The following is a 13,551-nucleotide window of genomic DNA, read 5'->3' as shown; positions in this document are numbered from 1 at the left end:
CGTGTCAGGCCGCCGTGTCGCTGGCGTCCTTGGCCGACTGTTCTGCGTGCAGGCACTCGCAGTCGGCCAGGTAGCGAGCGGCGGCGTTGAAGATCTCTCGGGCGGTGGCCAGGTCGGCGTCGGTGACCGGCCCGGCTCCCGTGGTGGAGATGTGCACGTCGGCCTCGTGGGAGCCGAACTCCAGGTACGGTCGCGGATTGCTGAGCAGCATTCCGGCGCGAACCCTGAGGCGCGACGTGTGGAAGGAGACCCCGACGTGCGGCGCGGACTCGGGGTGCATGGACAAGGTGACGTAGGTGTAGGGACGGTGCTCTCTCATGCCGCCATCCCGTGACCGTCGGGCAGGCCGTAGAAGCTGCGCTCCATGGAGCGGGCGAAGCGGTGGGCCTCGCGGGCGAGCTGGCGCGCGAACTCCAGGTCCTTTTCCGTCACGGGTCCGCTGGTGGTGACCAGGACGGAGGTGGCGCCGAAGTCGAGCGCCAGGACGGGCTCGCGGCGGGTGAACGGGTGGTTCATGGTGCGGGCGGCGTGTCCGGTGGTCAGTCGGATCACGCTGTTGCGAGGGGTACGGCGTCGGGTCATCAGGCGGCGTCCTTTCCGGCCTTGCTCGTGGGGGCGGTCTGGGTGGTCGGGCGTGGAGCGTGCATCTCGCGGACCTTGATCGAGTACGCGAGTCGGCCGTTGCCGTTGACGTACGGGGTGATGGAGATCCCGTCGAACTCGACGGGGGTGAAGGGCAGGCCCGGCATGGGCGACGGTGGCACCGGCTGTACCGGCGCGAGGATCTTGACAGCGACCGTCTTCTGCGCGGGCTTGAGGGTCGGGTCACCGTCCATGACCGCGACCTGCCAGACCAGCTCTCCGGTCTGCTTGTCGCGGGACTGCACGAACCGGCCGTTGGACGAGGCGTCGAAGTCCTTGACGGGCTCGACCTCGCCGACGATGTAGCAGCCGTGCGGGAAGACCATGGCGAAGGTGACGGGGATGGGGCCTTGCAGAGCCATAACTCCTCCTCTTCTTGGCTGTCAGGCACTCGACCTGTCAAGTAGTTAGACGGTAACTCTGCGTAGCTTGCTAGGTCAAGTGCCTAAGTAGGTTGGTCGCCAACTAAGGAAGCTGGTAGAACGCGGCAAGCGAGATGATCGTGAGAGGAGTGCCGATGTACGTGAGGTTCCAGAGCCCCACGCCAAACGGAAGAGGGACGTACCCTGGCGTGTTCGGCCTCGTCAACAGCCTGGCCATGCAAGGGCGACTGTCGGAGGAAGAGGAACGGTTCAGGCGCGAGAACAACGCCTGGTACGAAGCGAACTTCACCAATCCCGCAGACGTGGACCCCACGGTCTACGATCGGCAGCTCAACCCTGGAGCCGCGGCTTGGTTCAAGCCGTCAGCTCGTCATCTCATGGAGAGGGTGCCGGGCTATCTGGCGATCCTCGCCGCTCATAGGGTGGAGTGCGTGCGCCTCGAAGTGGCCGACCCTGGCAAGGTGATCTACGAAGATGATGATCAGATCGTCGTAGTTCCCTACGAGATCGGGTAGGCGTCTTCCAGCTCGTGACGATCCGCAGGAAGCAGAACTTCCACCACGGCCAACGGCCGCCCAGACGCCTCGCGAACCGCGCCGAACACGGCCAAGAGGGGAGCATTCTTGGGCATGGCCAGTTGCTTTGCCTCGTCGGAGGTGGGCATGCGGGCGGTGATCTGCTCCAGGATGTGATCGAAACGCACGCCCTTGCGAGCCTGGAGATGCTCGCGCAACCCTTGCTTCAGCGCCTCGCCACTGGTCAGATCGGTCCCTTCGGAGACCTCCAGCGGCACCCACAGCGACACCAGGTCGGTCGGCTCACCCTCACGCGCGATCAAGCGCCGACGCACGAAAGCCCGGCTTTTGGGCTCCAAGCCCAGCAGCGCGCCCACTCGGTTCGGTACGGCTCGCGCCCCCACTTCGATGACCTCACCCGCGAAGTCGGCCTCCGGCCTGGTCAAATAAGCCTGTCCAGGTCGATTCCCTTCGCGCGATGCCAGCGCGGGCCGACCACGGACGAAACGTCCCTTGCCTTGCTGAGACTCGATCCAACCCTGCTCACGCAACACCCGCAGAGCGGCGACAACAGTGGGACGGGAGACGCCAAACTCTTGGATGAGCTGGTTCTCGCTCGGCAGCAGGGCGCCCGGCGGGTAGTCCCCTGACTCGATACGCCGCTGAAGAGTGTGCACAAGCTGTGCATACTTCGGTGGCACGGACTCTAGTGACATCATGACCGTCCAGCACCCGACAAGTTGTTTTACTAAGTTTGAGCGTAACCGGATCGCCACTGTGTGTCCACGCGGATTGAAGAAGCGACGGCCATACGAACGAACTCGGCAGGTAGACCAGCGCACGGCCCCGGGGGATGGCGACGTGGGATTTCGCTGAAGCTGCCTGCCGAGAGAGGAGGCACGACGAGGCGGGTGGGATGAGCGCCCGTTCCCCTCCGACCGGGAGCGACCCACCTCGCCGTGCCCGTCATCACCTGGCGATGTACTCAGCCAGGACGCTTGCCGCACCCTCCGGATCGTTCGTCGGGTGACGCCTTTCGGCGTTCTGCCACGAGTAGTAGGCCCCGCCGTACCCGACGAATACCCACACCGGCAGGCCAGGCCTAGCGGGATGCACCATGAGCGCGCTGTTGTTGTCCCGCAGTTCGGCGTGGACACCGAGGTTCGTGAGCTGGTCACGCAGTCGGACGAGCATGTTGCCCTCGTCTTGGTCCTGCGCGAAGCTGGCCATCGCCGCCAGCATGATCGAATTCACCTTTCGCTCCCTTCGGCCCGGCCGCTTCCGAGGCAGTCGAGACACTCCCGCTCCCCACTTGTGGACGGCTCTCCGTCGCTGTCGTCGATGAGGAGCGCACGGCGTGAGTCACGCAGCTTGATCCCGCGTCCCCGGCATGCGGGGCAGGGCGCACCATCGCACTTCTCATCAGGCCGGATCACCGTCGCCATCTCCTCGTTCATCCGGCGTTCCCTGTGGCGGGAGGCCGCGTGACGTACCGTGGTTGATTGATGACAAGTCCACCGGCAACCGCATCTGAGCAGGACCCCTGAACGGCCCCCTTGTTTCCCCTTTCGAGCCCCCAGCCGGGAGGAAGAACCGCAGATGCCCGACTACATCCCGAACGTGCGACTTCGTGCCTGGCGCAACGAGAACAGGCTCACACGCGCCGACATGGCCGACCGCATCAACGCCACACCGGTAGGCATCGCCGAACGCCTCACGTGTGACGAGGAACGGGTCCGACGCTGGGAGGCCGGCGAAGTCCGTTGGCCACGCACGCCGTACCGGTTGGCACTCACGCAGTTGACCGGCATGGAACCCGAAGCGCTGGGGTTCTCACCGAACAGGCAGACAGCCAGTCGCCTTATCGAGGCGCAAGTGATCCCGATGCATGCCCTGAAAGCCGAGGCTGAATTGTATGGGACGATGGAGCTCGCCCAGCAGCTCCAGGCGTCCGACGTCGGAACGGGAACGCTGGAAGCACTCGCCGAGGCCGTCGACCTCTTGTGCCGCGCCTATCCAGTGGTCCCCGCTGGCACACTGCGCGACCGCACACAAAAACGTCTCGCCCAGATCAACCACCTACTCGCCGGGCGCCTCACCCTCGACCAGCACCGCGAGCTGCTCGTCATCACTGGCTGGCTCACCGCGCTGTTGGGATGCGTCCACTACGACCTAGGGGAGAGGGAGGAGGCCGAGACCGCCCGACGGACCGCCTTCGAAATGGGCCGCCAAGTAGGGCACGGGGAACTAATGGGATGGGCGCACGAGATGTCAGCCTGGTTCGCCCTCGTCGAGGGCCGATACGAGGACGTCGTGACGGCCGCCCGCATGGGCCAGTCCGTAGCCGGCACTAGCAGCGCCATGGTCCAACTCACCCTGCAAGAGGCGCGCGGCCTGGCCCGCATCGGCGACCGCCGCGAGGCCGACCGCGCTCTAACCCGCGGTGCCGACGTGCTCGGCAGCCTTCCAATCCCAGAACACCCAGACCACCACTTTGTGTTTGACCACTCCAAGTGGGTGTTCTACGCCGCCACCTGCTACACCTGGCTCGCCGACGACGACCGCGCCGAAGAACACGCCCGCGAAACCATCCAGATGCACACCCGCGCGGACGGTACGTCCAACGCGCCCATGCGCGTTGCCGACGCACACATAGATCTCGGCATCGTTCACGCCCGGCGCGGCGACCTCGACGCAGCCGTAGACCACGGTATGGCTGCTTTCGACATCGAACGTAGATCCCTCACCGATCTGGTCAACCGCGCTGGCGACCTCAACCGCGTACTACAGCACCATTACCGCCGAGAAGCGCTCGCCGTGGAATTCCACGAACGGTTCTTGACTGCGCGGCGAGCTCTTGCGAATCGTCGCCCAGACCTGCTCGACTAGCTTCATGAGGCCGCCTACGTCGACACACATGCAGGTAGGTCAGCATCGCATCGGTCAGCCCCGCCACCGAGGACACCATGCGCGGCGCTTCGCTAGGGGCCGAGCCCCGGGAGGGCCGAGCGTATGGCCGCACTCGTCACCATAACCATCCACGGACGCAGTAAATCGCTACGCCACTCCCGAAACAGTAGCCCTTCCCTGTATCTTCATTCTGTGATACCGACCGATGCATTCGCACCCTACAGCAGCTACAACGACGAGTTGCTGACGATCCTGCAAGAGACCGAGACGCGTCTGGACTCAACAGCCGTGGCGGCGCATCTGGACGGCATGGCGTACCAGCGTTTGCGTCGGGGGGTATCTGTTCAAGCCCGGAGAGCGAACAGTACTTTCTTCACCGGTACTCAACTTCGAACTAAGCTTCTATCTCCCTATTCGGCTCTACTTAAGCGCGGAATATCAGTTATGGACCCCGCATGCGGCGCAGGAGACCTACTGATCGGCGCGATCTCCCTTCTGCCAAAAACGTGGACCAGCAGCCAAATTATTGATTATGTCGATAGAAGTGTGTTCGGTATAGATAAGATCGGCATTCTAGCCGAGGTTGCCCGCAATCGACTTAAGCTGGCACTCAAAGCCAGAGCGGGAATCGATAGCATGCAAAATATTCCGGAGCTAAAAAATATCCGCCAAGGAGACGGGCTAGAAAAAAATGCAAACTATTCGGGCATACGCTTGATACTTTTGAATCCACCCTTTGCGCGCGTGTCTTTGCCTGAGCCGCAGAGCTGGGGCGAAGGGCTAGCGTCACAGGCAGCTCCATTCACGCTTGAGGTTCTCCGGAGATCTGATTCGGGCACACGAATAGCCACTGTTCTCCCTGATGTTCTACGGTCGGGGAGCCGCTATGCGCGCTGGAGGGCGGAGGTGGAACAGGTAGCGAAGATAATAAGACTAGAGCCAGTCGGACTCTTTGACCCATGGACGGACGTTGACGTCTTCATAGCACATTTTCAGAGGAAGACTAACCACATCACACGTCACGCCGAGAAGCATACCTGGTACGAAAGACAGCAGTCGACAGATACGCGTCGTCGACTAGGCGATGTAGCCGACATTTCTATCGGCGACGTTGTGCCGCATAGGCATGCAGTCGAAGGTCCTCTAGTCCCATATTTGACTGTCCAGGACGTGCCCGTCGGCGCGACGGTGACGGAGGCCCCGAAGCGTCATTTCAATGGGAGACTCCACAAGGCTCCCTTTCTAGTCCTCCGCCGCACATCAGCACCTACCCGTACGCCGGGAAAGCGCCTGTCAGTTTCGATCATCGATGCATCGCTGGGTGAAGTGGCTGTAGAGAATCATCTCGTCATCGTCAAGCCGAAGGATCTTAGGCAGCTCTCGTGCGCGCGCCTCAAGCGCCTGCTTGAGGCGTCCGATGTAACCTCCTGGCTTGATGAACGTATCCGCACTCGTCACCTAACCAAGACAGCGCTACTAGACCTGCCGCTCGCTCTATGCGATGATCCGAGCATCTACGTCCCTATGAATCGACTAGAAGATATGCCGTGAACCTTAGGGAACGCCAGATCGAAGTGGAATATCATGCCTGAGAAATCTAGCCTGGCGAGAATGCGTTTCGCGCCGGAGATTCTACGACGTCTGGGCGAGGAACTCGTGCCGCATCCAGACCTTGGCATCATCGAGCTCGTACGCAACTCATATGATGCTGATGCAACGAAGTGTGTCATTGAGCTGATAAACGTTGAGACTCCGGGTGGAACGATTAAAGTAAGCGACGTTGGCGACGGAATGACGCCACGCGAGATACATGATGGGTTCCTCCTGCTAGGACGCTCAGGCAAGGTGGATAGCGAGTACACCCCAGGGGGGCGGCGAAAAGTCGGCGAAAAGGGCCTAGGGCGACTAGCTGCACTACGGTTGGGCCGGCAGGTCGAACTACGAACTCGGCCACGTTCTGAACCTGGCGTAGAGTACCAACTGGTCATCAACTGGGATCTGTTCGAGTCGGCCGTAGCGGTCGAGGACATAGATCTGACCATTATCAGAGCGGGGACGACAGAGCCGCCGGGGACCACAATTGAGATTTCTAACGTAGCTACAGAATTCACAAACAACGACGTAGAGAGACTCGCACGCTCGCTGGTGATGCTAACAGGCCCATTCCCAAATTCAAATACGGGATTCAAGGCCGAACTTAGATCGCCTGAATTCTCTGCGATGGAAAAACTTGTAGGCCACGGGTTCTTTGAGATCTGCGACTTCGTTCTCAGGGCCCGCCTCAACGTGGATGGCGCTATAGTGGCGTCACTCGTAGACCGCCACGGCAAGGTGCTGGCGGAGGCAGAAACAGACAAGGTGATACGCCATAGCCCTGACTATAGGGCGGGGGCTACACCACAGTTTATGTCACCACCCGCTGCTCAACTCGAACTGTGGATGTTCAATTTGAACACAGTCTCTTATGGTCCAGATGGGCATCGAATCCCGGGCCTGCAGAAGACTGTGAGTAACTGGCTCAAACAATTCGGAGGACTCCACCTCTATCATAGAGGACTTCGTGTTCATCCCTACGGAGATCCAGGAAATGACTGGGTCGCTATGAACGCACTCCGGACATCAAATCCAGAACTACGGCCTGCAACAAACACCTCTGTCGGAAGAGTAATCCTCGGAGATGGAGAGAACCGCCTAGTCCCCAAAACCGATCGAAGTGGCTATGTAGAGAATCTATCGTTTCGTGAGCTTCGTGAGTTCATTCGAGCAGTTCTAGAGTGGGCGGCTACTACACGAATTCAATGGCGCGATAGGGACAACGCAGCCAAGAAGAAGACCGTAAAGACCAAAATTAAAGAGGCGCAAGACGCAGTTGACCGCGCCCTCCAAAGTGCGCCCAGAGAAACACGGCAAATCGTCCGCAAGGCGGTACAACAGGAGCGTGAGGCGTTCCAAGAGCGCATTGCAGTGATAGAGAACGACCTAGCTCTTTATAGGACCCTCGCAACAGTAGGAACGACTACTGCGGTGTTCGCACACGAAACTCTCCGCCCCGTCGACTCAATCGAGCAGATGATTAAGACTATCAAACGACGAGGCCAGCATACTCTTGCTGATGATTATGAGAGGATCCTTGGCAAGCCTGTTTCCCTGATCGAAAAGGCCGTTGGCTCACTTAGGACCTTCGCTGAACTTCCACTTAAGCTATTGAAGAATCGCAAACGTCGACCTGGCGTTGTGGAGATTCAGCCAGTGATCAGCGAGCTTCTACAGACGTTCAAGCCGTATTTGGATGATGCGCAGGTCGAAGTACGACTCGAAATGCCAACCGACGCAGCAAAGATAAATGCTACCGTTGCGTCAGTGGAAGCAGTTGTGGCGAACATCTTGGCTAACGCAGTGGCTGAATTCACAACGACCGCATCTCCTCCTCTTGCGCAGCCAGGAGGACCGGCCAGTCCAATGGATGATTTGGCGAAAGTTCTCATCATCAGGTGTGATCTCAGCCCGGAGACTGTTCATCTTTCCTTCATTGATAACGGGACTGGTATACGTGGGCTAACAACAGAGGAGGTCTGGCTGCCAGGATTTAGTACCAGAGAGGGTGGTACGGGGCTAGGGCTAACAATCGTTCGCGATGTAGTCGCTGACTTGCGAGGAAAAGTTGTCGCAGTAGCGACCGGTGAGCTGGGAGGGGCAGAGTTTCATCTGACGATTCCACGAGTGCGCTCACTCAGCCAGTCCTAGAGATCAAAGGCTGATCGAATGGGGAGGAGCCATGACAGCGACGCTCGAAGCACCACTTCGACCAGGTGACAAGGTAGCCATAGTTGACGACTCTTTGGACGATGCGGAGCGCACTTCTGAAATAGTTTTCGACTGTGATTTTGAGCCGGTTATTATTTCTCCAATTCAGCCCAGTGTAGATGCACTGCTGGACATAGTGGCCGCAGAAGCAAAAGGGCTTGTATGTGACCACAGACTCTCGCGTATCGTAAGAGTTCCTTTCGACGGTGCCCAGGTTGTTGCGAAGTCAAACGCTCGTCGGATTCCAGCTGTCCTGATCTCAAGTTATATAGATTTGGACGAATCTTCGTCGATACGTCGCTATCGTGCACAGATTCCGCGGCTGCTCAGCAAACGTTTTGAACCGGACGAATTGTCCGAGGCGCTAGTTGCCGCTCAGAAAGAGCAAATAGAAGGCCCGGCCTCAGATAGGGTTCCTTATCGTACCGTGGTAAGGGTGTGCGGCCTTCGAAAAGTGGGTGTCGAGGCGATTGCTGAAGTAGTTATTGCGGCTTGGAGGCCAGTTGAAACAGTTGAGTTGGCTGCCAACCTAATCACTGACTGCGTGGATCTACCCCTGCAAGATCTTGTAGGCAAGCGCTTCATGGCCAATGTCAATATCTATGCCAAAAGTCATGAGGATTTGTATTTCACGGACTTTGCGCTTGCGGTGCCTCCCGTGATGAAGTGGCTTGAAGCTGTCGAACCAAGTGACTGATAGTGAAAATCGAATTGAGATTCCGATGAGTGTACCGATGCCCCCTCTCGAGATAGCAATCTTGGATGTAGGGCATGGCAACTGCTCTATCGTTTACGATGGGCAGGCGCACATGATAGTCGACGTTGCTCAGGAGTTGACGGCCTTAGCGGACCTTCAACAGATGCAATGTACGGATATAGGAAATCTCGTCCTGTCTCATGCGGACGCTGACCATATCCGTGGTGCAGCAGCGCTCTTGGCGCACCCCGACATCCGCGTTGGAAATCTATGGGTCAATCCAGATCCAACGAAGATTAGCGAGCTCTTCCTCGACCTGATGTATGCTGCACAGGATTACCACTCCGAGGGTCGGCTGGGCGTCTTTACCAACCTCAATGTTGGTGCTAACCCTTCCTTATCGGCGGGTCGCGTAGGCGTGGAGATCGTGCACCCTGGTATTGCCTACGCTATTAGTGGGCAATCTAATGCAAAAAGGCCTCAAGGCTCTATCTCGTCAAATGGTATGTCGGCTGTTCTGCGAGTAAGTCTCGATGGTGAGCGTGCTGTATTGTTGCCTGGAGATCTCGATGACAAAGGACTAACGGCTATACTTGATAGTGGCCGAGATATCTCTGCGCCCGTTTTGGTGTTTCCGCATCATGGTGGGAGATCGGGCGCATCTGATGAAGCGGAATTTGCGCGTAGACTCTGTATGGCTGTTAGGCCTCGGCTAGTGATATTTAGCCATGGACGTAACGTCTTTCGGAACCCTAGGGTCGATATTGTCGCTGGAATTGCATCGTCTGGTGTTGAAGTCCAGTTGGTGTGTACCCAGCTCAGTAAGGCGTGTCATGCACTGGAGGAGCGACTGATCCCCGGCCATCTACTCAATCGTCCGGCTAAGGGGAAGCCGAGCGGTTCGTGCTGTGCTGGATCGATTGTCATCCGTTTAATCGATGGCGAGATCGTCTGGGAGCCATCCATAGATGGTCATTCTAAGTTCGTCGATCTTATTGAATCGCCCTTGTGTAGGAGGATGATGTCTGAGAAGTGATTCTCTCCTTATCGCGTTCTTCGAAGAGATTTCCTTGGGCAACGAGACATAGCTAGCGCACTGCCGAATAGCTCTGTTAGGTATCAAGGGCGGCGCTCCGCGCCGCCGCGCGGCCCTGCGCTCGGCCGCACGCTGCGCGTGCGGCCTGGGGGCCGTTCTCGCGCGCGCCCGTGCTCGGGCCGCGCAAGCAGCACGCCATGATCTAATATCAGCCAATGCTCGTGGTCCTCGTGAACGGCCTGCCCGGAGCAGGCAAAACCACCCTGGCCAAGCCACTCGCCCACGAACTTGGTCTCCCCCTGTTCAGCAAGGACCGCATCAAGGAAACGCTGGCAGACCAGATCGGCGTGACTCCACCCGTAGGACTCACCGGCCGCCAGTGGAGCCAGCAACTCGGCTCCGCCGCAGGTGAGACCCTCTGGGCCCTACTTGCCGACAGCCGTCAGGGCGCGGTACTGGAGAGCTTCTGGCCGGCCAGCCTGCGACCAGTGGTGGTAGGCGGACTCCACCGTGCAGGAGTACAGGCAGCACACGAAGTAAGGTGCACAGTCCCCCTTGCCATCGCACGTCGGCGCTACGAAGAACGCGAAGCAAGCAGACACCCGATCCATCAGGGGATCCTCGTCAGCGATCAGCACTGGGAACAGCGGATGCTCGAAGCCGAGCCGCTCAATCTCAACCACACCTACCACGTGGACACAACCCAGCCCGTGGATGTCAGAGGACTAGCGACAGAGATCCGCAGACACAACACGGGCGTCTCCGGCGGGGGCGCTCCAGCTCCGGGATGATCGCCACACGTTACGCCGGGCTCGTAAGTGGCTGAGGTGGAAGCCTGATCATCCCGTCCACCATCGACCCGGGACAAGCCGAGCAGACCAGGGCCACGGGGTCAAGGTCGTTCGTCCAGCGGGGCGCTCCACCTTGACCCCGTGGCCCTGGCCCGCTTCCCCTTCGGGCGGGTCGACAGCAGACGGGATGATCAGGCGGACGGCGTATGCGCGTTGTGCTCCCACTCGACCTCGTCGTATTCGTCGATCCACACTTCGGCGCCGACCTCCCCCAGGAGTTTGATCACGGGGGCGTCCAACATGAAGCACAGAGCACCAACTCCTGGCCCGAGCGGTCGCGTCCGAGATGCGGTGTAAATAGATCACGAGCGTAGGTTCCGTGTTGAACCGCCAAGTTCTGCACGAAGAAAGGCCCCACGCTCGTGACCCGTCGAGTATCGCCTACCCAGGCCATCCGTGCCGAGATCGACGCCCTGTTCGCCGACGGCCGTGACCTGGTCGAGGTCATCGAGGACGTCGCCCGGCTCGGTGCCCGTCTGATCATCCAGACCGCCGTTGAAGCCGAGGTGGACGCGTTCCTCGGCCGGGCCCGCTACCAGCGCACTGCCACCGTCACCGCAACCGTCACCGCAACCGGCGGCGACGAGGAGGCCCCGGTGCGGCCGGGCTACCGCAACGGCCACTGCCCGACCACCGTCAAGACCACCAGCGGCCCGATCACCATCGCCCGGCCCAAGCTGCGCGGCACCACCGAGAAGTTCGCCTCCCGCCTGTTCGGCACCGGGGTCACCCGCACCCACGCCCTGGAAACGCTCGTGATCGCCTCGTTCGTGCGTGGCCTGTCCGTCCGTGACGTCGAGGGCGCACTGGCCGACGCGCTCGGCCCCGAGGCCGCCCTGAGCAAGTCCACGGTCTCGACCATCTGCCAGGCCATCGTGGCCGAGTACGACGCCTGGTGCCGCCGCGACCTGACGCACGTCGAGCTGGACTACCTGTTCCTGGACGCCTCGCACTTCAAGATGCACGATGGCAGCCGGGCCGAGCCGATCCTGGCCGTCTGGGGCATCACCACCGCCGGCAAGCCCGTCTTCGTCGGCCTGGCCGCCGCCGCGGCCGAGTCCACCGACGCCTGGCACGACTTCCTGTCCGACCTCGTCGCCCGCGGTCTGCGCCCGCCGCTGCTCATCATCTCCGACGGCGCGCCCGGCCTGATCAGCGCCGCCGAGCAGGTCTTCCCCACCTCACTGCGCCAGAGGTGTCTCGTTCACCGCGCCAGAAACGTGCTCGCGAAGGTCAGCGCCGGCGACCAGGCCGAGGTGAAGGCCGCCTACTGGCAGATCTTCGACCTCAGCGAGCTGGGCGATGACATCACGGTCGGCCAGGGGTTGGTTGACCTCGTCCAGTGGCGCATCGACGCCTTCGCCGATACCTGGTCAGGCCGCTACCCGGCGGCGGTCAAGTGCCTGCTCACCGACCGCCAAAGCCTGACCACCTACCTGCGCTTCCCGCTCGAGCACCACAAGCGCATCCGGCATTCCAACTTCATCGAGCGCACCTTCGGCGAGACCCGCCGCCGCGTCAAGGTCATCGGCCGCTTCCCCGGCGAAACCTCCTGCGTGTCGCTGGTCTGGGCGGTGCTGGATCGCGCCGCCCGCGGCTGGCGCGGCTTCACCCTGACCAGCAAGGGCCTGCGCATCCTGCACGACCTCCGCCGGGCGCTGCTCCACCCGCCGACTCAGCTCCGCCCGACCGACGACCCGGCCTTGGAACTCGCTACCGAGGCCGCCTAAGATCCACTCACGGCACCTACCTCGTCGAGCTATTTACACCGCTCCGAAGACGCCACCGGCCCGAGCAGGTCACGCGTAAGGTGCAGTTCGATCGTTGCCCCCTGACTGGCCAGTGAGCCGAGCTTGTCCGCAAGCCCAAGAAGAGGATCAGTTACTGCCCTGATGAGTTCCTCGAGTGAGGCCTCGTTGCCGTGAGCAGATGCTTCGAGTTCCCAATCGCCAGTATGGGTGACTGCTGAAGGCCGCACCCCTAATGCCTCAGAGATCTCGATGGGACTGTGCACATCGCTCATGATCCGCAATGTTGCGCTGTGTTCGACTCTCACGGCGCACAGGCTAGGACTCTGTGCTCAGGTCATGCCAGGTCGAAAGTTGGTCGTCGGGCCATTGGCGGGCCATTAACCAAGGTGACGAGCGGTCAACCACGGTCACTCACGACCTCACCGACTCCCCCTGCGACCAGCAATCCCCTGCTACAGGGATCGCGATCGATGCAGTTCCCAAGTTGACGGCGGGGTTCGATTCCCTCACCCGGGCCGCTCCCCTCGGGGCCGGGGCGTTCAATTCTTCTCGCCATCGGTGCGAGGGCCGAGCAGGCCGCATGCTCCCTCGATGTCCCCAGACGAGATCAGATCGCGAATCGCGGCCGCCATACCCTCGAACCCCGCTTCTTGAACGATGATCAAGTCCGAGCACCAGAAGTACCTGCCACCGAGACACTCACCGGTGCGCGCATTCTTGTCCATGTTGCGCTGGACGACATCCAGGGTCATGAAGGTCGCATATCGGCGTGAGCCGTCGCGGAAAGTGATCGTCGCGTCCGCCTCATCGGCGGTGTCCGGCTCGTATCCCTCCCATGCCGGGATCGTCATCTCGAACTCCGGATCCGTGATGCGATAGAAGGTCCCGTCGAAAGTGATCATCTGTTGTCCCTTCTGTAGCCGACGGCTGCCTCGGCGACGATGGTGGCCACTTGGGCACGT

15 protein-coding genes are annotated in these 13,551 nt (G+C 60.6%); 8 read left to right on the top strand and 7 right to left on the bottom strand.

The features are described 5' to 3' along the window. Window positions 1–4: 4 nt before the first annotated feature. The 3 genes from ID574_RS09740 to ID574_RS09730 are packed head-to-tail and all read right to left on the bottom strand — an operon-like array spanning window position 5 to window position 1,004. Window positions 5–319, bottom strand: coding sequence for a hypothetical protein (locus ID574_RS09740; RefSeq protein ID WP_188188499.1), 315 nt, complete (start codon window positions 317–319; stop codon window positions 5–7). Next, window positions 316–582, bottom strand: coding sequence for a hypothetical protein (locus ID574_RS09735; protein ID WP_188188498.1), 267 nt, complete (start codon window positions 580–582; stop codon window positions 316–318). The genes ID574_RS09740 and ID574_RS09735 overlap by 4 nt, the downstream gene beginning before the upstream one ends. Further along, the gene (locus tag ID574_RS09730) at window positions 582–1,004 is read right to left on the bottom strand and encodes a plasmid replication, integration and excision activator (RefSeq protein ID WP_188188497.1); all 423 of its coding nucleotides are present in this window, start codon (window positions 1,002–1,004) and stop codon (window positions 582–584) included. Before ID574_RS09730 ends, ID574_RS09735 begins: the two co-directional genes overlap by 1 nt. Window positions 1,005–1,213: 209 nt before the next feature. On the opposite strand from ID574_RS09730, the gene ID574_RS09725 reads away from it, so the two are divergent. Continuing rightward, entirely contained in the window at window positions 1,214–1,540 is a 327-nt protein-coding gene (locus ID574_RS09725; protein ID WP_223166545.1) for a hypothetical protein, read from the top strand. Here the strand turns inward: ID574_RS09725 and ID574_RS09720 are convergent. Next, the gene (locus ID574_RS09720; RefSeq protein ID WP_262495969.1) at window positions 1,525–2,217 is read right to left on the bottom strand and encodes a GntR family transcriptional regulator; all 693 of its coding nucleotides are present in this window, start codon (window positions 2,215–2,217) and stop codon (window positions 1,525–1,527) included. The two genes, ID574_RS09725 and ID574_RS09720, sit on opposite strands and share 16 nt — an antisense overlap. 292 nt (window positions 2,218–2,509) lie before the next feature. Further along, window positions 2,510–2,794, bottom strand: coding sequence for a hypothetical protein (locus ID574_RS09715; protein ID WP_188188495.1), 285 nt, complete (start codon window positions 2,792–2,794; stop codon window positions 2,510–2,512). A 345-nt stretch (window positions 2,795–3,139) separates the two neighbouring features. Here ID574_RS09715 and ID574_RS09710 point away from each other — a divergent pair, with 345 nt between their 5' ends. The 7 genes from ID574_RS09710 to ID574_RS09680 all read left to right on the top strand — a co-directional run bounded on the left by ID574_RS09710 (window position 3,140) and on the right by ID574_RS09680 (window position 12,568). Beyond that, window positions 3,140–4,429, top strand: coding sequence for an NsdA family TPR-like regulatory protein (locus ID574_RS09710; RefSeq protein ID WP_188188494.1), 1,290 nt, complete (start codon window positions 3,140–3,142; stop codon window positions 4,427–4,429). Window positions 4,430–4,642: 213 nt separating this feature from the next. Then, window positions 4,643–6,001, top strand: coding sequence for an N-6 DNA methylase (locus ID574_RS09705; protein WP_188188493.1), 1,359 nt, complete (start codon window positions 4,643–4,645; stop codon window positions 5,999–6,001). Between the two features lie 60 nt (window positions 6,002–6,061). Further along, window positions 6,062–8,194, top strand: a complete 2,133-nt coding sequence (locus ID574_RS09700; protein WP_188188492.1) for a sensor histidine kinase — start codon at window positions 6,062–6,064, stop codon at window positions 8,192–8,194. Window positions 8,195–8,225: 31 nt separating this feature from the next. Next, the gene (locus ID574_RS09695) at window positions 8,226–8,951 is read left to right on the top strand and encodes a DNA-binding transcriptional response regulator (RefSeq protein WP_188188491.1); all 726 of its coding nucleotides are present in this window, start codon (window positions 8,226–8,228) and stop codon (window positions 8,949–8,951) included. Further along, window positions 8,926–9,987, top strand: a complete 1,062-nt coding sequence (locus ID574_RS09690) for a ComEC/Rec2 family competence protein (RefSeq protein ID WP_188188490.1) — start codon at window positions 8,926–8,928, stop codon at window positions 9,985–9,987. Before ID574_RS09695 ends, ID574_RS09690 begins: the two co-directional genes overlap by 26 nt. A gap of 215 nt (window positions 9,988–10,202) precedes the next feature. Continuing rightward, a complete protein-coding gene (locus ID574_RS09685; protein WP_188188489.1) occupies window positions 10,203–10,778 on the top strand; it encodes a P-loop nucleotide/nucleoside kinase family protein in 576 nt (191 codons plus the stop codon). Window positions 10,779–11,200: 422 nt separating this feature from the next. Next, the gene (locus ID574_RS09680; RefSeq protein ID WP_188188488.1) at window positions 11,201–12,568 is read left to right on the top strand and encodes an IS256 family transposase; all 1,368 of its coding nucleotides are present in this window, start codon (window positions 11,201–11,203) and stop codon (window positions 12,566–12,568) included. A gap of 29 nt (window positions 12,569–12,597) precedes the next feature. Here ID574_RS09680 and ID574_RS09675 read toward each other — a convergent pair whose 3' ends face one another. Both ID574_RS09675 and ID574_RS09670 read right to left on the bottom strand, forming a co-directional pair. After that, the gene (locus ID574_RS09675; RefSeq protein ID WP_188188487.1) at window positions 12,598–12,894 is read right to left on the bottom strand and encodes a hypothetical protein; all 297 of its coding nucleotides are present in this window, start codon (window positions 12,892–12,894) and stop codon (window positions 12,598–12,600) included. Between the two features lie 234 nt (window positions 12,895–13,128). Beyond that, window positions 13,129–13,491, bottom strand: a complete 363-nt coding sequence (locus ID574_RS09670; RefSeq protein ID WP_188188486.1) for a hypothetical protein — start codon at window positions 13,489–13,491, stop codon at window positions 13,129–13,131. Window positions 13,492–13,551: the final 60 nt, after the last annotated feature.

This window comes from Nonomuraea sp. SYSU D8015 (assembly GCF_008065375.1).
GTDB lineage: Bacteria > Actinomycetota > Actinomycetes > Streptosporangiales > Streptosporangiaceae > Nonomuraea.
Note: the sequence above shows the minus strand (reverse complement) of the source record. Positions and strands in the feature narration are given on the sequence as shown.